This is a genomic window from Novosphingobium sp. 63-713 (genome assembly GCF_001898925.1).
In the GTDB taxonomy this organism is placed as follows: Bacteria; Pseudomonadota; Alphaproteobacteria; order Sphingomonadales; family Sphingomonadaceae; genus Novosphingobium.
Genome location: NZ_MKVS01000048.1, coordinates 118,627 through 138,504, shown reverse-complemented (window position 1 = coordinate 138,504; position 19,878 = coordinate 118,627). Strand labels below are relative to the sequence as shown.

Annotated in this window: 14 protein-coding genes and 1 other RNA gene; 10 read left to right on the top strand and 5 right to left on the bottom strand. The window is 62.7% G+C overall.

Annotated features, from left to right (window positions below; all coding sequences use genetic code 11):
• Positions 1–16 precede the first annotated feature (16 nt).
• Together BGP00_RS23015 and BGP00_RS23010 are read left to right on the top strand one after the other, a co-directional pair.
• Positions 17–676 carry a histidine phosphotransferase family protein gene (locus BGP00_RS23015; protein ID WP_273618362.1) on the top strand — a complete coding sequence of 220 codons (660 nt, stop codon included), beginning with the start codon at positions 17–19 and terminating at the stop codon, positions 674–676.
• A gap of 39 nt (positions 677–715) precedes the next feature.
• Positions 716–1,453: an N-acetylmuramoyl-L-alanine amidase gene (locus BGP00_RS23010; protein ID WP_292691827.1), complete on the top strand. Its 738-nt coding sequence runs from the start codon at positions 716–718 to the stop codon at positions 1,451–1,453.
• 363 nt (positions 1,454–1,816) lie between these two features.
• Here BGP00_RS23010 and BGP00_RS23005 read toward each other — a convergent pair whose 3' ends face one another.
• Positions 1,817–4,756, bottom strand: a complete 2,940-nt coding sequence (locus tag BGP00_RS23005) for a TonB-dependent receptor (protein WP_292691825.1) — start codon at positions 4,754–4,756, stop codon at positions 1,817–1,819.
• Positions 4,757–5,065: 309 nt separating this feature from the next.
• Here BGP00_RS23005 and rnpB point away from each other — a divergent pair.
• An RNA gene (gene rnpB / locus BGP00_RS23000) (RNase P RNA component class A) lies at positions 5,066–5,479 on the top strand.
• Between the two features lie 42 nt (positions 5,480–5,521).
• On the top strand, positions 5,522–6,004 hold the full coding sequence (locus BGP00_RS22995; protein ID WP_292691823.1) for a hypothetical protein: 483 nt from the start codon (positions 5,522–5,524) through the stop codon (positions 6,002–6,004).
• A gap of 114 nt (positions 6,005–6,118) precedes the next feature.
• Here BGP00_RS22995 and infC read toward each other — a convergent pair whose 3' ends face one another.
• The gene (infC, locus tag BGP00_RS22990; protein ID WP_168602223.1) at positions 6,119–6,637 is read right to left on the bottom strand and encodes a translation initiation factor IF-3; all 519 of its coding nucleotides are present in this window, start codon (positions 6,635–6,637) and stop codon (positions 6,119–6,121) included.
• A gap of 144 nt (positions 6,638–6,781) precedes the next feature.
• Positions 6,782–7,459 carry a ligase-associated DNA damage response endonuclease PdeM gene (gene pdeM / locus BGP00_RS22985; RefSeq protein WP_246870013.1) on the bottom strand — a complete coding sequence of 226 codons (678 nt, stop codon included), beginning with the start codon at positions 7,457–7,459 and terminating at the stop codon, positions 6,782–6,784.
• A gap of 79 nt (positions 7,460–7,538) precedes the next feature.
• Here pdeM and hemF point away from each other — a divergent pair, with 79 nt between their 5' ends.
• From hemF to BGP00_RS22965, 4 genes are all read left to right on the top strand, one after another.
• Positions 7,539–8,399: an oxygen-dependent coproporphyrinogen oxidase gene (gene hemF, locus BGP00_RS22980; RefSeq protein WP_292691822.1), complete on the top strand. Its 861-nt coding sequence runs from the start codon at positions 7,539–7,541 to the stop codon at positions 8,397–8,399.
• Between the two features lie 60 nt (positions 8,400–8,459).
• Entirely contained in the window at positions 8,460–9,017 is a 558-nt protein-coding gene (locus BGP00_RS22975; protein WP_292923505.1) for a superoxide dismutase family protein, read from the top strand.
• A gap of 147 nt (positions 9,018–9,164) precedes the next feature.
• Entirely contained in the window at positions 9,165–9,986 is an 822-nt protein-coding gene (locus BGP00_RS22970; RefSeq protein ID WP_292691818.1) for a class I SAM-dependent methyltransferase, read from the top strand.
• Positions 9,987–10,125: 139 nt separating this feature from the next.
• Positions 10,126–12,219, top strand: coding sequence for a bifunctional (p)ppGpp synthetase/guanosine-3',5'-bis(diphosphate) 3'-pyrophosphohydrolase (locus tag BGP00_RS22965; protein ID WP_168602227.1), 2,094 nt, complete (start codon positions 10,126–10,128; stop codon positions 12,217–12,219).
• A gap of 267 nt (positions 12,220–12,486) precedes the next feature.
• Here BGP00_RS22965 and BGP00_RS22960 read toward each other — a convergent pair whose 3' ends face one another.
• A complete protein-coding gene (locus tag BGP00_RS22960; RefSeq protein ID WP_292691816.1) occupies positions 12,487–13,332 on the bottom strand; it encodes an XdhC family protein in 846 nt (281 codons plus the stop codon).
• A 10-nt stretch (positions 13,333–13,342) separates the two neighbouring features.
• On the bottom strand, positions 13,343–14,944 hold the full coding sequence (locus tag BGP00_RS22955) for an alpha-glucosidase (RefSeq protein WP_292923508.1): 1,602 nt from the start codon (positions 14,942–14,944) through the stop codon (positions 13,343–13,345).
• A gap of 324 nt (positions 14,945–15,268) precedes the next feature.
• Here BGP00_RS22955 and BGP00_RS22950 point away from each other — a divergent pair, with 324 nt between their 5' ends.
• Entirely contained in the window at positions 15,269–17,683 is a 2,415-nt protein-coding gene (locus BGP00_RS22950; RefSeq protein ID WP_168602229.1) for a glycogen/starch/alpha-glucan phosphorylase, read from the top strand.
• Positions 17,684–17,696: 13 nt separating this feature from the next.
• A complete protein-coding gene (glgB, locus tag BGP00_RS22945) occupies positions 17,697–19,868 on the top strand; it encodes a 1,4-alpha-glucan branching protein GlgB (protein ID WP_292691813.1) in 2,172 nt (723 codons plus the stop codon).
• The last annotated feature ends 10 nt before the right edge of the window (positions 19,869–19,878 follow it).

Genomic DNA, 19,878 nt, shown 5'->3' with positions numbered 1-19,878 from the left:
CGGGAAAACGTAGAATATGTCCGATACAATTGACCGTACCATTGCCCTCGATCTTGCCAGCCTGCTCTGTTCGCGCCTGTGTCATGATATGCTCAGCCCGGTGGGCGCGCTTTCGAACGGGCTGGAATTGCTGGCCGAGGAGAAAGATCCGGCGATGCGCGAGCGCTGTTTCGAGCTGCTCGAACAATCCGCGCGGGTCAGCGCCAACAAGCTGAAATTCTATCGACTGGCCTTTGGCGCGGCGGGGGGCTTTGGCGATCTGATTCCCGTGGGCGAACCGCGCGCGCTGATCGAGGCTTTGCTGGCGGGCAAGGACCGGGTGGCGGTCAATTTCGCACTGGGCAACGATATGCTGCCCAAATCGGCGGTCAAGACGCTGCTCAACTTTGCCCTGATCGCGATCGACGCGCTGGTGCGCGGCGGCACGATCGACATTGCCGCGGAAATCCGCGATGGCGCGGCCGAAATCGTCGTGCGAGCCGCAGGGCCCCGCATCGCCTTTGATCCGACCATCGGCCATGCGCTGGACGGCAATCTGGCGCCCGGCGATTTGTCCAGCAAGACTGCGCCCGCCGCCATGTTGCAGGTGATGGCCGCCGGGCTGGGCGGCAGCGTCCAATATGCGTTGAGCGAGGAAGCGCTGGTGATGGGCGCGGTGATTCCCGCGCAAGGGTAATGGAGGCCTGATGGCCATGGGTGAGGGGAGAGAGCGGGCATGAGCGAACTGGTCCACCGCGAATGCCTCTCGCCCAATTACAACGAGCGCAAATTGCCGATCAGCATGGTCGTGCTGCATTACACCGGTATGCGCACGATGCAGGAGGCGCTCGACCGCCTGTGTGATCCGGCCGCCGAGGTTTCGGCCCATTACCTGATCGACGAGGACGGCACCGTCATCCGCCTTGTGCCCGAGGAAAAGCGGGCATGGCATGCCGGGCGGTCCTATTGGCGCGGAATCACCGACGTGAACTCGGCCAGCATCGGCATCGAGATCGTCAACCCCGGCCATGAATTCGGCTATCGCCCCTTTACCGAAGCACAGATGGAAGCGCTGATCCCGCTGCTTTCCAGCATCATGGCGCGGCATAATATCGAACCGGCCAATGTGGTGGGCCATTCCGATGTCGCCCCCGCGCGCAAGCAGGATCCGGGGGAATTATTCGATTGGGAATTGCTCGCGCGTTATGGCCTCGCGCTGCCCACGCCGCGTCCGCGCATCCGGCTGCTGCATGAAAATCCGGGGGCGTTTTATCTGTCGCTCGAACGGTTCGGCTATGAGGTGACCGATGGCCGCGCCGCCGTGGCCGCCTTTCAGCGCCGGTTTCGCCCGCGAATCATCGATGGCGAACTGGACGGTGAGGTTGGGGCTTTGCTGTTCGAACTGCTGATTGCGCGTGATGCTTCGGAGGGCGAGGATTGGAAGGAATGTGGGGAGGATGATTTTCCCTATTAAAGAGGGGAAAGCTTGCCTCCAGCGGGCAAAGGGCGGGGGCCCTTTGCAATCCCGATATTGTCGGCGTTGCGCCAGGGCGGCGGCATTTTGTGTCGGGTGCGATGTTTGAATTTTAAAAGCCTGCGCCGCTTATCAGCGTGAGGCCTCTGCGCCGCAGGCTTTAGTAACCAATGCGTATGACGCTGCTCTTGCAAACCTCCCAGCACCCCATAATGGGATTGCAAAGGGACGAGTCCCTTTGCCCGCCGGAGGCATCTTCTTTCTCAAACAAAAAAGACGCCGCCCTCCAGATTGGAAGGCAGCGCCCATTTTCCCAACTCGCAGACCGGAACGAGCCATCGCCCTTTCCGGCCCACGCGATGATTACATCTTGATGTTCACGCCCGCGCGGAATTCGCGGCCCACCAGACCGGCATAGTGCCAGGTGGTGAGGAAGTTCGGCGCGCTGGAGTAGGCAGCCGGAGCCACCGGAGCCTTGGCGTCGAACACGTTCTTCACAATGCCGTAGACGGTCATGCGATCGTTGATCTTGAGCGTCGCGTTGAAGTCATTGTTGATGAACGGGCTGACATAGCAGAAGTTGTTGCCGGTGCCGTACAGGTTCTTCGAGCAGCTCGTGTCCGTGCTGGCCTGGTCGGCGGCAGTTTCCTTGATGCGACCCACATAGTAGGTGGTCAGGCTGAGCGAGAGCTGGCCGATTTCCAGTGTGTTCTGCCAGTTGCCGCGGATGCGGGGCGTACCGTTGCCCGACGACAGGTCGTAGGGGCCGAAGGTGCCGGCATAGCGCTGCAGCGTGCCGTTGTTGTTCAGGTCATAACGGATGACATAAGTGGCTTCCAGACGGCTGGTCCACTTGATGTCATGGGGCAGGTTCACCTTGGCCGTGGCCGAGAAATCAAGACCCGAGGTGACCGAATAGTTCGCGTTCACATAGGGCACGTTGATGATCAGCACGCGCGGCAGAGCGTCGGGATAGAGCGGGTCGACAGAGTCAACCGAGTTCACCGAATAGCCCGGCCCAACGGCGGCCACGGCGGCCTGAGCAGCGGCAAGGTTGGTGGCGCTGAAATAGGCGTCCACAGCCTTACCGGCCAGCGGGCCCGAAACGATCAGGTTCGACTTCTTGATGTTGTAATAGTCAGCCGTGAAGCTGAGCCAGCGCGTCGGCTGGGCGATCATGCCCAACGTAAAGCTGCGCGAGTTTTCCGGCTTGAGGTTGGGGTTGCCAACCGAGCCGCGACCGAGGTTATAGACGTTGTTATAAGCATTGTTGGCCGCAGCGCCGCCATGCTGGTCAACAAAACCGGCGGGCGGGGTCGTCGAAACGAAACCGGCATACTGGCTGCGCGGGCCCGATTCGGCAAAGGTCGGCGCGCGGAAGCCTTCCGAGTAGGTGCCGCGGAAGGCCAGTTCCTTCATAGGGGTGAACTTCACGCCAATCTTGGGCGAGAACTTCGAGTAGCCTTCCGAATAGTGGTCGAAACGGCCCGAGAAGTTGGTGTCGAGCACGCGCGCGATGGGCGCGTCCACTTCGAAATAGGCCGCCGACACGGTGTGCTGGCCATAGGCCGAAGCCGTGGTCAGGCCATAGGTGTCGAGCGCCGCGTTCTGGTTGCGGTTTTCCAGCTTTTCAGCGCGGATCTGGCCGCCGATGGCCAGCTGCGCCTTGCCGCCGGGCAGTTCGAACAGCGCGCGCGTCATCGAAGCGTCAACGCCATACATTTCCGAATAGGACGGCGTGGTCCGGTCCGGGGCGACGAAGTTGCGCACAGCCGCCGAATTGGCCGACGGATTGGCGAAATTATACGCCCCGGTGTTGATGGCCTTCATCAGGTTGGCGATGTTGAGCAGACCGTGCTGGGTCAGCTTCAGGTTGTCGCGGGCATAGACGCCCTCAACGCGCCAGTCGGTGCTTTCGCCGATCTTGCCGTTCAGGCCCGAGGTGAAGCGATACACGTCATTGCTGCGCTCGCTGCCCGCCGGAATGTCGCCGAACATGTAATAGATGCGGGCCGCGCCATTGGTCGGATCATTGGCATAGGCCGAAGCATAGGGGTTGTTCGTCGTGTTGAGCTGACGATCCGCCGCCGTGGCGCAGTTCACGCCCGACGAGCAGACGTAGACGGGCAGCACGATGCCGGGGCTGGACGAAGCCAGCGTGGGCGAGCCGCCGAAGGGCTGGGTGGCGCGAATGGCCGAAGGCGTGCCGTTGATCGACACATAGCTGTGGCTCCAGCTGCCGGTGACATAGCCTTCGATGCTGTCCGAGACGCGGAAGCTGAGGCGGCCGTTGATCGAGTAGCGTTCCTGCAGCGGGGCGATCTGGCGATACTGGTTGACCAGATCGTATTTGCAGCCCGTGCCGTTTGAGGCAGTGAAGGTGCCGCCCGCGCAATTGGCAAGGCCAAGCGCGGTATATTGCGCCGTCTTGCCGTCGGATGCATTAATGCCGCCAGACAGCGGGTTGTTCAGATCGCTCTGCGAGGTGCGGACGACATAGGCGGTCGGCACGTTGCGGGTCATTGAGGAGTCGTCGGCGTTCTTGTCGAGGCCACCGATCGAGGTCAGATCCTGCGTGTTGTAGGGGAAACCGCGGCTCTTGTTCGAGATGCGGCCATTGTACTGGTATTCACCGTTCAGGTAGAAGTTCCAGCCTTGGTTCTCATAATCACCGAAACCGGCGGTCAGGCTCAGGCGGTTGTTGCGGCCATCGCCGCGCTCGGAGATGCCGCTTTCGGCATTGCCAGCCACGCCCACGAAGGTCTTCTTCAGCTTGAGGTTGACCACGCCGCCGATCGCGTCCGCGCCATAGCTCGACGAAGCGCCGTCCTTGAGGACTTCGATCTTGTCGATCAGGCTGAAGGGGATCGAGTTGAGGTCGACATAGGCGTTGTGGCCGTCGTCATTCAGCGGGAAGTTGGCCGAACGCAGGCCGTCAATCAGAACGAGGGTAGAGGACACGCCCAGGCCGCGCAGCGACACGGCCGAACCGCCCGCCGAGAAGCCCGACTGGAAGCCCGAACCGATCGAACCGGCGCCGTCAGCCGAAATCGAGCGAATCGCGTCCGAGGCGTTGGTGATACCGGCCTTGATCAGCGATTCGGAGGTCAGCACGGTGACCGGCGAAGGCGTTTCGGTGTTGGTGCGGCGGAACATCGTGCCGGTGACGACGATGGTTTCGGGCTCGGCGGCGGCGGTGGTGCTCTGCGCAAAGGCAGGTGCCGAGGCGAGCGTGGTGGCCAGCGAGAGAGCGGCAACACCATGGCGCAGCCACGCGCCGCGAAGGTGCTTGTGGTTATTCATAACTGGATTGTCCCCCTGAAAGCGCCTGTGGGAAGAGCCCGCACAGGCACTTTACTTACAGTGGTGAAAGTCTATTGGGGGCCGGGCCGCGACATGCAATCGCGTTTTGACACATTCATCCAAAATCCAGCAACAGTGTGACGCAGTTGCAACATAAGTGTAATGTGCGAGTTATCGAATATATCAGGCGGAAAACCTAGCGCGTCGACCCTCTCATGACACCACTTGCGCAGCCTGCTTTGACGCTACGCAAAAATCGCCGCCTTAATCGCTTTTGTTCCCTGCCAAAGCCTGCTAGCGGAGCGGGTGTCAGGGGGCGGGGCAGCCGCGTCAGGGTTCATCCCTGCCGAGGAAAGTCCGGGCTCCACGAAACGAGGGTGGCGGGTAACGCCCGCCGGGGGGAAGGCTTTTGGCCGACCTTCAAGGGAAAGTGCCACAGAGAGCAAACCGCCGAACGGGTGCAAACCCCAAGGCAAGGGTGAAAGGGTGCGGTAAGAGCGCACCGCGATTCTGGCGACAGCATCGGCATGGCAAACCCCACCCGGAGCAAGACCGAATAGGGGCAACGCGTCCATCAGGACAGGCGGGTTTCGCGCCAGTTGCCCGGGTTGGTTGCTGGAGCGCACTGGTAACAGGGCGCCGAGAGGAATGGCTGCCGCTGGCCGCCGCGTCGATAGATACGAGCGGCCTTCACAGAACCCGGCTTACAGGCCCCCTGACATTTTTTGCTGCATCCGTGATGGTTTATGGTCGAAAGTGGGCGGTATGCGTTGGGTTGTCGGCTTGTGGTTTATGGCTTTGTCGATGGCCGCACATGCGGGCGAACCATCTGGCGCGCGGCTTTTTATGCAAGGTGCGTTGGCCTTTGCGTTGCATGGCGATCCCGATCCGCGCAGTCCGGCCTATCTGCGCTTTTTCACCGGGCAATTGGCAGACGCGATGCTGCTTGACGGTTCACGGTCAGAAATTGGCGTGATTGAGGCAGAAGTCCTTTGCCAATGTCAGGACAATGAGGGCCTGAAGGCGCAAGTCCAGCGGGTCGCGGTTGTTGGCGGAGGTGTCGCGGTCAGAGTCCATTATTCGGCTGGTGGTGATTGGCGGCATGACGCCATCTTCATCTTGCGTCCGGAAAATCGGCAATGGCGGATTGCCGATATCTGGGATGACGGGACGGCAAAGTCCTCGCTGCTCAGGGCGCTGGAAATATCCAATCGCGAACGATTTGGCAGTCGGCGTACAAGGCTCTGAATAGAAAAAGGCGCCGGTCCCGCATTCGGGGCCAGCGCCTCTTCGTAGATCCTGCCGGTCAGCCTGTTTGGCCGGAAATGGCCGCCAAACCAGCGAGGCAGGAGCCTTATAGCCTTATTTCGGCGAAAGCACCATCAGCATCTGACGGCCTTCCATGCGCGGATAGGCTTCGACCTTGGCCAGTTCGGCCGCATCTTCCTGCACGCGCTTGAGCAGGTTCATGCCCAACTGCTGGTGCGAAAGTTCGCGACCGCGGAAGCGCAGCGTCACCTTCACCTTGTCACCTTCGCCGATGAACTTGTGAATGGCGCGCATCTTCACGTCATAGTCGTGATCGTCGATATTAGGACGCATCTTGATCTCTTTGATCTCCTGCGTCTTTTGCGACTTGCGGGCCAGGTTGGCCTTCTTCTGCGCCTCATAGCGGAACTTGCCCACGTCGAGGAATTTGCAGACCGGCGGGTCGGCGTTGGGCGACACTTCGACAAGGTCAAGCCCGAGTTCGAACGCGCGCTCGATTGCCTCACGCGTATACAGGATGCCGAGGTTTTCGCCTTCGTCATCGATCACGCGCACCTTGGGCACGTTAATCATCTCGTTATAGCGAGGCCCGCTTTTGACGGGGGGCGCCATACTGCGCCGGGGAGGGGGGGCTATAGTCTACTCTCCATAAGACATTTCTGGATGAGCGCCTTTAGAGCGAAACCCACACGCATGAAAGCGCAATTTCGCCACAGTCGGGGCAAAATCGCGAAACTTTTGTTTCAGCCATCCGATTCACGCGGGCCAGACGGGCAGGATGGCGGCTTTTGCCGCGGCGCACAAGATCGCTTCGGCGCGTTTTGCGGGCTGCATGGCGGCGATCAGCGCCGGATCGGCCGCATCCATACCCCCGGTCAAAGCGCCAAAAGCGGGAAGAATCAGCCGATTCTCGCTGCGCAGCGCGCAAGGGCGGCTGATCATCCGCCCGCGCACCCGCAGCCGCAGTTTGGGATGGTAATGGCCCGAGATTTCCGGCCCGGTTTCGCCCGGCTCGGCCTCGTGGCGCAGGGCGATGCCGTCCAGCATCAGTTCCTCCACCACATCGCCCGCCATCTCGCGCGTCATCCCTGCATCGTGATTGCCCACGATCCACACCACATCGAGTCGCCGCGCCAGATCGCCCAGCAATCGCGCCGCCTCCGGCTCCATCCGCGAGGGGCCATCGTCATCGTGGAAATTGTCGCCAAGGCACAGCACCCGCCGCGCCCCTGTCATCGCCGCCGCCGCGCTCAATCGCTCCAGCGTTTCGCGGCTGTCATAGGGGGGCAGCATCTGGCCGGTCTGCGCAAACCAACTGGCCTTTTCCAGATGGAGGTCGGCCACCAGCAGCGCCTGCTGTGCGGGCCAATAGACCGCGCGGCTGTCCGAGATCAGCCATTCGTGATCGGCAAAGGAAAAAGGGGCAAACTGCATCGCGGTCATGCGGCCCCCTTGCCGCGCCCGCCCGGCGGTGGCAAGCGGGGGCGCAACAATCCCCGCAAGAGAGGCCGACGTGACCGACTGGACCCCCTATACGCAGCGCGCCAAGACATGGTTCGAGGCTCTGCGCGATGGCATTTGCGCCGAATTTGAAAAGATCGAGCGCGAGGCGGGTTCGTACGCCGGTTTCCACTATACGCCTTGGACCCGCGATGCGGTGGCGGGCGAGGCGGACACCGGAGGCGGCGTGCAGGGCCTGATGAAGGGCAAGGTGTTTGAAAAGGTGGGGGTGAATGTCTCGACCGTCCATGGCGCGTTCAGCCCGCAATTTGCCGCCAGCATCAACGGCGCCAGCGTGGAAAACCCCGGCTTTACCGCCACGGGCATCAGCCTTGTCGCGCATATGGCCAATCCGCATGTGCCCGCCGTGCATATGAACACGCGGTTTTTGACCACCACCAAGGCGTGGTTCGGCGGCGGGGCGGATCTCAATCCGCCGCTGCCCTATGATGAGGACACCGCCGATTTCCACGGCGCCTTCAAGGCCACCTGCGATGCGCATGGCGAGGGCTATTACGAGCGCTATAAGGCATGGGCGGACGATTATTTCTACATCCCCCATCGCAAGGTGCATCGCGGCGTGGGCGGCATTTTCTATGACCACCTTGAATGCGCTGATGAGGCCGCGTGGGAAGCAAACTTTGCCTTCACCAAAGCGGTGGGCGAGACCTTCCTGTCCATTTTCCCGCAACTGGTGCGCCGCCGGATGGGCATTGCCTTTGACGCCGCGCAAAAGCAGCAGCAGCTCGAATGGCGCGGCCGCTATGCCGAATTCAATCTGGTTTACGACCGGGGCACTTTGTTCGGGCTGAAGACCGGCGGCAATATTGATGCGATCCTGATGAGCCTGCCGCCTGAGGCGGTGTGGAGCTGATACGGGAGCAAAAACCGGGTTGGCGCGTTGTGGGCGCGGATAGGTGGAAAGGATCGGATGATGGCTAAGGTTTTGACGGGGCTGACGATGGCCGGGGTGCTGGCCGCCCTGATGGTGCCGGGTGCGGGGCTGGCCAAGGCGGCGCCCAAGGCAGCCGCCAAGGACAAGGTGCTGGCCAGCGCGGCCTTGATGAAGGGCGATACGATGCCTGCGGGCCTTGTCTCGATCGTTGAGGCCAAGGGCAAGCTGGGGCTGAAACTCTCGCTCTCGGGCCTGCCGGCGGGCGTGCATGCGGTGCATCTGCATATGCGCGGGGTTTGCGAGGTTCCGGCCTTCACCTCGGCGGGTGGACACCTGAACCCGGCCGGGCATCAGCATGGCCGCGACAATCCGATGGGCGCGCATATGGGCGATCTGCCCAATGTGACAGTGGGCGATGACGGCACGGCCAATGTCACGCTGCCGCTGGACTATAGGGCGGATGAATTGCTGACCGCGCTGTTTGACAAGGATGGCGGGGCTGTGGTCGTCCATGCCGCGCCCGATGATTACAAGACCGACCCCACGGGCAATGCGGGCGGGCGGATTGCCTGCGGGGCGTTTGTCCGGGGGCAATAGGGATCATCTCGGGCGGGCAAGGGAGATCGCCTTGTCCGCCCGAGAGCCTTTCAAACTCTCTGCATTATGCCCTAGGCCGCGCCAAGCCGGGCATTAACCAAGCAGGGTCCATCCTCCGCTCCTTCAAACGGGAGTGAGTGTGGGGACATGGCCGATCTGCTGATCCATTCAATGGCCGAATTCGGCGAACTGATCCTTGATGTGCTGGCCGCCGCCAAAGCGCGGACCCTTGCCGAGATCGGGGCGGAATTTGGTGGCATGTCCACCCGTCTGGCCCAATATTGCCACGAGCGGGGCGCAGAGCTGATCAGCATCGATCCCTCGCCCAAGCCCGAATTCCTGGTCTGGGCCGCAGCCATGCCCCATGTGCGCCATATCGCCCGGCCCAGCCTTGAGGCCATGCCCGGATTGGCCGCGATGGATGCATGGGTGATCGACGGCGACCACAATTACTACACCGTCTTTCACGAACTGGCGCTGGCATCGGCCAATGCGCGCGATGCGGGGCGCCCCCTGCTGGCGATCCTCCATGATGTGGGCTGGCCCTGTGCACGGCGCGACATGTATTATGCCCCCGAACGGATCCCGGCCGAATATCGCCATCCCCATTCCTACGACGTGGGCGTGACGCTGGATTCGCGGGGCAGCATCGCCCATCGCGGTTTTCGCGGCGGCGGCTTTCATGCCTGGGCGCTGGAGGCGGGCGGCGCGCGCAATGGCGTGTTGACGGCGGTGGAGGATTTCATCGCCGAACAAAAGGGGCAGGGGCGAGATTTGCGCTATGCCCATGTGCCGGCTGTTTTCGGGCTGGGCGTGGTCTATGATGGCGATGCGCCATGGGCGGATGATGTGGCGCGCATCCTGGCCCCTTATGACGACAATCTGCTGCTGGCCCGGCTCGAGGAGAACCGGCTGCGCAATTATCTGACCGTGATCGATTGGCAGGACCGGACGGCGGTCGGGGGCTGAGGCCATGATGGAACAGGCCGCCCTTCGCCCTTTAAGCATTGGCGCAAAGATGTTTTGCGGCAAAATTCGTTGCCATGCGGCAATGTCCCGGCCTTTCCCCCTTGCCCTTGCGCGTTCCACCCCCCAAAGTCTTTGGACGATGTTGCGCCAATACGAACTTGTCGAAAGGGTTAAGGCTTACGCGCCTGATGCGGATGAGCAGATGCTCAACCGCGCCTATGTCTATACCGTCCAGAAGCATGGCAGCCAGAAGCGCGCCAGCGGGGACCCCTATTTCAGCCATCCGGTCGAGGTGGCCGGGTTGATGACCGAGCTGAAGCTCGATCAGGATACGATCATCACCGCGCTGCTGCACGATACGGTCGAGGACACGCTGGCCACCATTGATGAGGTGGAAAAGCTGTTCGGGCCGGATGTGGCGCGGATGGTCGATGGCGTGACCAAACTGTCCAAGATCGAGGCGATGAGCGAGAAGGAGCGCGCGGCCGAAAACCTGCGCAAGTTCCTGCTGGCCATGAGCGAGGATCTGCGGGTGCTGTTGGTCAAGCTGGCCGACCGGCTGCACAATATGCGCACGCTCCATTACATCAAGAGCGAGGACAAGCGCCGCCGCATCGCCAAGGAAACCATGGATATTTATGCCCCGCTGGCCGAGCGTGTGGGCATGTATGAATATATGCGGGAGATGCAGTTGCTGGCGTTTCAGCAGCTTGAGCCCGAGGCCTATGCCACGATCACCGGGCGCCTTGCGCAAATCCGCAGTCAGGACCACGGGCAGGTGGATGCCATCGCCCTCTCGATCAGCCAGGCGCTGACCGAGGCGGGGGTGAAGTGCAAGGTCTGGGGCCGGGAAAAGCACCCCTATTCGATCTGGCGCAAGATGGCCGAGCGCCATGTCAATTTCGACCAGATCACCGACATCATGGCCTTCCGCGTGCTGGTGGACAATGTCGAGGATTGCTATCGCACCATCGGCGTGCTGCACACCACATGGCAGGCTTTGCCGGGGCGGTTCAAGGATTACATCTCGACCCCCAAGGTCAATGGCTATCAAAGCCTGCACACCTCCATGATCTATGAAAAGGCCATGCGGATGGAGGTGCAGATCCGCACATGGAATATGCACGAAACCAACGAATACGGGCTTGCTGCGCATTGGAGCTATAAGCAGGGCGGGGTGATGCCGGATTCGCAGGTGGGCTGGCTGCGCGATCTGGTCGAGGTGCTCGAGGCCAGCAACGACCCTGAGGAATTGCTCGAAAACACGCGGATGGCGATCTATCAGGACCGCATCTTCGCCTTTACCCCCAAGGGCAAATTGTTCCAGTTGCCCAAGGGCGCGACGCCCATCGACTTTGCCTATGCCGTCCACAGCGATCTGGGTAGCATGGCGGTGGGCGCCAAGCTCAACGGGCGCCACGTGCCCTTGCGCACGGCGCTGAGCAATGGCGATGTGGTCGAAATCATCAAGAACCGGTCGGCCAGCCCGCAACTGGCATGGCTGGGCTTTTGCGTGACGGGCAAGGCGCGCGCCGCGATCCGCCGCGCGGTGCGCATCAAGGAGCGCTCCGAACTGGCCGCCATCGGGCGCAAGCTGTTCGACGAGATTATCGAGCGCTTGCCCACCAAGGTCGGCAAGAAGGCCACTGCCGAGGCGGTCAAGCGGCTGGGGCTGAAGAACGAGGACGAGCTGATGGCCGCCATCGGCACGGCCAAGCTGGACGACCGGCAGGTGATGGAGGCGCTGGTCCCCGGCTCTGCGCGCGACATGCCCGAGCCCGAGGCCTGGCCCAAGCAGGAACGGGCGATCTCGATCAAGGGGCTTACCCCCGGCATGGCTTTCCAGCTTGCCGAATGCTGCCACCCGGTGCCGGGCGACCGCATCGTGGGCCTGCGCAAACCGGGCGTCGGGGTCGAGGTCCATTCCATCGCCTGCGACGTGCTGATCGAGGGCGGAGATCACGACTGGATCGACCTGTCATGGGGTGATCGCAGCGTTGGCGCCGTCGGCCGCCTGCGCTGCGTCCTCTATAACCGCCCCGGCACGCTGGCCGAGGTCACAGGCATCTTCGCCGCCAACAAGGCCAACATCACCCAGCTCCAGAATGTCCAGCGCGACGAACTCTTCGGCACCTATGAGGTCGATCTGGAGGTCAGCGATCTGGCCCACCTGACACGGATCGTGTCCAGTTTGCGCGCCAGTGATGCGGTGTCGCAGGCGGATCGGTTGTAGGGTTGGTTTAGGGGTGTGAGGTGCCTCCGGCGGGCAAAGGGCGGGGGCCCTTTGCAATCCCGTTACTTTATGGGTCGCGTTAGAGCGGCGGCGTTTTGTGTCGGATGCGATGTTTGAATTTTTAAAGTCTGCGGCGCGGCAACGCAGCGCCGAAAAGCGCCGCAGGCTTTAAAACTCATCGCGCCACGCCCACCTCCCACCACCCCAAAATGGGATTGCAAAGGGACGAGTCCCTTTGCCCGCCGGAGGCACACCTGCCTTAAACCCCTACCCCAACAACCCCTCATAAGCCCCCACCACCTCGGCCAGCACCGAGAGCGCCAAGACCGAGGGCGTCCGCGTGGCCGGGATCAACCCGATGGGCGAATGCAGACGCGCCAGCGCGGCCCCGTCGAAACCCAGAGAGGACAGCAATTCCACCCGGTTCGCCCGCGTTTTCGCGCCGCCCTGCGCGCCCACATAGAACGCATCGGTGCCCATTGCCCATGGGATCAGCGTGCGCTCCCATTCGTGGTCGTGGAACAGGACGGCCACGGCGGTCCATGCATCGGGCGTCCAATCATCGGGCAGGGCGGGGGGCTGGCCCAGCGACATGATGGCGTCTCCGGCCTGCCCATGGGGCGTGGCCAGCAACACTTCGATCCCCTGCGCGCGGCCCATGGCGGCGAGGGTCGCGGCTTCCGGCCCGCTGCCCAGCACGAGCAGGCGCAGACGGGGCAGGTAGCGCCGGGTAAAGCCCGCGCCCAGCGGCAGATGCGCGACCTCGCGCCGCTCCAGCGCCGCCACCGCGCCCTGCAATGCATCGGCATCGGGGGCCGGATCGACCATCACCTCGACCCCCGAACCGCAGGGCAGGCGGATGTCGATAAAGGGCGAACCCGCGCCATAGCGCAGCACACGCGCGGCCCCGCCCGCCATCGCCTCGCGCATCAGCGCGGCTTCGAGGCAGCCATCGGCCAGCGATCCGACCATGCGCCTATCGCCCAGCACCGCCAGTTGCGCGCCCCAGCGCCGCGACCAGCTGCCGTCGATCCCCACAACCGTGCAAAGCGCGCCGCCATGCGCGGCCGCCGCGGCCAGCGCGGCATGATCGTCATCAATGGGCAATGTCATGCGGGGCGTGTTAGCCCAATGCCTCTCGAATGAAAACTGCGCCGAATGGCGGCAATTGCGCGGCCCCGCCGCCATTGACCGAGAGCATCAGCGCGCCCGGCGGACAGGCATGGCGCATGGGCGCGGCGCCGAGGTTGAAGGCGCAATGCAGTCGTTCATCCCCCCAAGCCCTTGCGAAATGCAGCAACATGCCATGGGTATGCACATCCTCCATCGCGCCGATGCGCAAGGCCGCGCTGCCCCGGCGCAGGGCCAGCATCGCGCGGGTCCATTGCAGCGGGCTGGCCGGATCGGCCTCCTGCGTGGCGGCGGCGCGGGCGATATTGGCCTCTGACAAAGGCAGCCATGGTTCGCCTGTCGTAAAGCCGCCATGGGGCGCGTCCGATTGCCATGGCATTGGCGTACGCACCCCGTCGCGGCTCAGCGTCAGTGGCCAGTTGGCTATGGCCTCGGGGTCTTTGAGCAGGTGGAAAGGGATCTCGTCCTGCGTCAGCGCCAGTTCCTGCCCCTGATAGAGGAAGATATTGCCGCGCAGCGCGATCAGCAGCGCCATGGTCAGCCGGGCATAGGCGGTCAGATCCGCGCCTTCTGCCCAGCGCGAGATATGGCGCGGCGCATCGTGGTTTTCAAAGGCCCAGCTTGGCCAGCCTTCGCCCGCCTCGCCATGCCATTGCCCCAGTGAGGTCTTGATCCGCTGCGGCGTCAATTCGGGGGCATAGAGGAAGTCGAAGCTGTAGGCGCTCGACAGGCGCGCGTCGCCCGCCGTGTAATCCTTCATCAGCCCCACCGCGCCATCGCCGCCCACCTCGGCCACAGTGAAGATCGCGCCATATTCGCCGCAGAGCGCGCCGATCCGCTCGATGAAGGGGATGGCGGCGGGGTGGTTCTGGCTGTGGATCTTGTCCTGAAAATCGAAGGGGCGGGTGCGGATATGATGCCCCCGCGACACCGGATTGTCGCGCAGGTCGGGATCGAAAAAGGCGTGGTTCAAAGCATCGAGCCGGAACCCGTCCACCCCGTGATCCAGCCAGAAGCGCATGACATCAAGGCACGCGTCCTGCACCGCCGGGTGATGCGCGTTGAGCTGGGGCTGCTCCTTCAGGAACTGGTGATAGTAATATTGCTGGCGCCGGGCGTCCCATGTCCATGCCGGGCCGCCAAACACCGATTGCCAGTTGTTGGGCGGGGTGCCGTCCGGGTTGGCGTCGCGCCAGACATACCAGTCGGCATGATCGCCCTCTTTCGATGCGCGGCTGCCGGCGAACCACGGATGGGCATCGCTGGTATGAGCGAACACCAGGTCGATGGTGACCTTGATCCCCAATTCATGCGCGCGGGCGATCAGCGCGTCGAAATCGGCCAGCGTGCCGAAGATCGGATCGACATCGCGATAGTCCGCCACGTCATAGCCGTAATCGGCCATCGGGCTGGTAAAGAACGGGCTGATCCATATCGCCTCGACGCCAAGGGAGGCGATATGGGGCAGGCGGGCGGTGATGCCCGGCAGGTCGCCGATGCCGTCGCCATTGCTGTCGGCAAAGCTGCGCGGATAGATCTGATAGATCGCCGCCCCGCGCCACCATGGCATCTCTTCACAACTGGCATCACTCATCGCGCGGCTCCGCAGCATGGCGGCGCGGGAAGGCGCCGATGTCCTTTATTCTGGCATTGCTGCGCCGCAGCGCCAAGAGTGCTGCGCCGCGATGACATACGTATTGCCAAAGGAGCATCATCGACAGGGCAGGAAATTGTGACAATAGATTGCATCACACCTTGTCGGCTCGGGCAAAGCTGTCCTAGTCTCCTGCAAAGGAAGCGACGCGAAAACACCTATGCGCTCATCAGAGGCAAGGCGCGACGTCGGTTGGGGGAGGACAGGACATCAGCGTCTCGGGCGGCCAAAGGGCGCTTCGGGCATCATGGGGAGTATCGTTGCATGAGCCAGTCCCAGACAGATTCCCAGCCCTCGATCAGCGATTTGATTGTCGATGTTCTGCGCCACCGCGTGGGCAAGGACGAGCGCGCCGCCAAGCCGCATGACTGGTTTCACGCCGCCGTGCTTTCGGTGCGCGACCGGATCATCGACCGCTGGTTTGAATCGACCCGCCGCACTTATGAGGAAGAGGGCAAGCGGGTCTATTATCTGAGCCTTGAGTTTCTGATCGGGCGGCTGATGCGCGATGCGCTTTCCAATCTGGACGTGACGCGCGAGATGGAAGCGGCGCTGCGCGAACATGGGTTCGATCTGGCCCAACTGGAGGAACTGGAGCCCGATGCGGCGCTGGGCAATGGCGGTCTTGGGCGGCTTGCGGCCTGCTTTATGGAGAGTTTGGCAAGCCTTGATATTCCGGCCTATGGCTATGGCATCCGATACGTGAATGGCATGTTCCGCCAGCGGATCGACGATGGCTGGCAGGTGGAATTGCCCGAAACATGGCTGGCCCATGGCAATCCGTGGGAATTTGATCGCCGCGAAAGCGCCTATCGCGTCGGTTTCGGCGGCGAGGTGATCGAGGGCAACGGCGGGGTGGTCTGGCACCCGGCCGAGCAGGTTGAGGCCAGCGCCGTCGATACGCCCGTGGTGGGCTGGCGGGGCAAGCGGGTCAACACGCTGCGCCTGTGGACGGCATGGGCGCTCGATCCGCTGCGTCTGGATGCCTTCAACGCGGGCGACCATGCGGGCGCTCTGGCCGAACAGGTCAAGGCGGACTCTCTGGTGCGCGTGCTTTATCCGGCCGACAATACGCCCGCAGGTCAGGAATTGCGGCTGCGTCAGGAATATTTCTTCTCCAGCGCCTCCATTCAGGACATTCTGCGCCGCCATCTTCAGGCCGACAAGGACGTGCGCAATCTGCCGAAAATGGCCGCGATCCAGTTGAACGACACCCACCCCAGCGTGGCCGTCGCCGAACTGATGCGCCTGTTGATCGACGTGCATCATCTGGAGTTTGATGAGGCGTGGGAGGTGACCAAGGGCACCATCGGCTATACCAACCACACGCTCCTGCCCGAGGCGCTAGAAAGCTGGCCGCTGCCTTTGTTCGAACGGCTTTTGCCGCGCCATATGCAGATCGTCTATGCCATCAACAGCCGCGTGCTGCGTGAGGCGCGCAAGGCCGGGATGAGCGGCGAGCAGATTGCCGCCATCAGCCTGATCGACGAGCATGGCGAGCGGCGGGTGCGCATGGCCAATCTGGCCTTTGTCGGCGCGCACAGCGTCAATGGCGTGGCCGCGCTGCACACCGATCTGATGAAGAGCACGGTCTTTTCCGATCTGCACAAGCTGTATCCCGCGCGGATCAACAACAAGACCAATGGCGTCACCCCGCGCCGCTGGCTGCAGCAATGCAATCCGGGCCTGACGCGGGTGATCCGCGAGGGGATCGGCGATGCTTTCCTTGACGATGCCGAAAAGCTGGCCGATCTGAACGCTCTGGCGGGCGACGCGCAATTTGGCGAACGCATTGCCGAGGTCAAGCGCGCGAACAAGGTGGCGCTGTCCAACCATATCAAGCAATTGATGGGCGTGCGGCTCGATCCCGATGCCCTGTTCGACGTCCAGATCAAGCGCATCCATGAATATAAGCGCCAGTTGCTCAATCTGGTCGAGACCGTCGCGCTTTATGACCAGATCCGCAGCCACCCGGAAAAGGACTGGGTGCCGCGGGTCAAGATCTTTGGCGGCAAGGCGGCGTCCAGCTATCACAATGCCAAGCTGACCATCAAACTGGCCAATGACATTGCCCGCCGCGTCAATTCCGATCCCAGCGTGGGCGGGCTGCTCAAGGTGGTGTTCGTCCCCAATTACAACGTCAGCTTTGCCGAACGCATCATCCCCGCCGCCGACCTGTCGGAACAGATCAGCACGGCGGGCATGGAAGCGTCCGGCACGGGCAATATGAAATTCGCGCTGAATGGTGCGCTGACCATCGGCACGCTGGACGGGGCGAATATCGAGATCAAGGACCGGGTGGGCGACGATAACATCGTCATCTTCGGCATGACCGCGCAAGAGGTGGAGGACACCCGCGCCAATGGCTATAATCCCCGCGCCATCATCGAGGGCAACCGCGAATTGCGTCAGGCGGTGCAGGCCATTGCCAGCGGCGTGTTCAGCCCCGATGACCGCGACCGCTACAAGGGGCTGATGGGCGGCCTCTATGATAGCGACTGGTTCCTTGTGGCCGCCGATTTCGACTCCTATGCTCAGGCCCAGCGCGCCGTGGATGCGCGCTGGATGGACGAAGCGGGCTGGCGCAAGGCGGCCATTCACAACATTGCCAATGTCGGCTGGTTCTCCTCTGATCGCACCATTGGCGAATATGCGCGCGACATCTGGGGCGTGAAATAAGGACAATATCCAAGTGAAGCCCGACCCGACCGCCATTGCCGCCCTGCTCGATGGATCGCATGGCGATCCCTTTTCCCTGCTGGGGCCGCATGAGGGGCCGGGGGGCACTTTTGTCCGGGCTGTCCTGCCCGGGGCGCAGGTCGCGGTGGCCTGCGCGTTGGATGGGACGGAGCTGGGCGAACTGGCGCTGGTGGATGACCGGGGTCTGTTTGAAGGCGTGATTGCCGGGCCGCCCCAGCCTCTGCGCTATCGCGTGGGGGCGCTGGGCGCGCATTGGTTTGTCGAAGATGCCTTTTCCTATGGGCCGGTCCTTGGTCCGCTCGACGATTACCTCATCAACGAGGGCCATCACCTGCGCCTGTTCGACAAGCTGGGCGCGCATTGCATCAGCCATCAGGGCAGCGAGGGCGTGCATTTCGCGGTCTGGGCGCCCAATGCCGCGCTGGTAAGCGTGGTGGGCGATTTCAACGAATGGGACCATCGCCGCCACCCGATGCGCCGCCGCGCCGATATTGGCGTGTGGGAAATCTTCGTGCCCACCGTGGGCGTGGGGTCGGCGTATAAATACCGCATCGTCGGGGCCGATGGCACGGTCCTGCCGCTCAAGGCCGATCCATGGGGGCAGGCGGGTGAATTGCGCCCCTCGACCGCCAGCCTGACCGCCCATCCGGTCAAGCAGGACTGGGGCGATGAAACCCACCGCGAATATTGGGCCAAGGTCGATCCGCGGCGCGCGCCCATCAGCATCTATGAGGTCCATGCCGGATCATGGATGCGCGACGAGGAGGACTGGTTCCTCGACTGGGACGCCATGGCGGAAAAGCTGATCCCCTATGTGGTGGAGATGGGCTTTACCCATATCGAATTCCTGCCGATTGCCGAACATCCCTATGATCCGTCATGGGGCTATCAGACGCTGGGCCTGTTTGCCCCCTCGGCGCGGTTTGGCCCGCCCGAAGGTTTTGCGCGTTTCGTCGATGGGGCGCACCGGGCCGGGATCGGCGTGCTGGTCGATTGGGTGCCCGCGCATTTCCCCACCGATGCGCATGGGCTGGCCCGCTTTGACGGCACGGCGCTCTATGAACATGACGACCCGCGGCTGGGCTTTCACCCTGACTGGAACACCGCAATCTATAATTTCGGGCGGCGGGAAGTGTCCTCCTTCCTCGTCAACAATGCGCTGTTCTGGGCCGAGCGCTATCATGTCGACGGCCTTCGCGTCGATGCGGTGGCCTCGATGCTCTATCGCGATTACAGTCGCAAGGCGGGCGAATGGATCCCCAACGAGGCGGGCGGGCGCGAGAATTGGGAAGCGGTGGATTTCCTGCGCGCCGTCAACCGGGCGGTCTATGGCCAGTTCCCCGGCTTCTTCACCGTGGCCGAGGAATCGACCGCATGGCCGGGCGTGACACAACCGGCGGTGGAGGACAATCGCAGCGCGCTGGGCTTTGGCTTCAAGTGGAACATGGGCTTCATGCATGACACGCTGCGCTATATGGCGCGCGATCCCATCTACCGGCGCCATCACCATAACGACATCACCTTTGGCCTGATGTATGCCTTTGCCGAGAATTTCGTGCTGGCGATCAGCCATGACGAGGTGGTCCATGGCAAGGGTAGTCTGGTCAACAAGATGGCGGGCGATGAGTGGCAGAAATTCGCCAATCTGCGCGCCTATTATGGGTTGATGTGGGGCTATCCGGGTAAGAAGCTGCTGTTCATGGGGCAGGAATTTGCGCAACTTCGCGAATGGAGCGAGGAGCGCAGCCTCGACTGGGATCTGCTGAGCCAGCCCGAGCATGAGGGGATGCGCAGCCTCGTGCGCGATCTCAACCGCGCCTATCGCGAAACGCCCGCGCTCCATGCCCGCGATTGCGAGGGCGAGGGGTTCGAATGGCTGGTGGTCGATGATGCGCTGGCCAGTGTGTTTGCATGGGTGCGCCATGCCGGCGATGGCGGCTGTGTGGCGGTCATCAGCAATATGACGCCCCAGGTGCATGGCTCGTACCGCCTGCCTTTGCCGCGCGAGGGGGTGTGGCGCGAAATCATCAACACCGATGCAACCATCTATGGCGGCACGGGCTTGGGCAATATGGGGCAGGTTGTGGCGCAAAATGGCGCGGCGTTGGTCACGCTGCCGCCTCTTGCCACGATTATGCTGGAATGGATCGAAGCTGCGGCGTGAATGGGAGGGT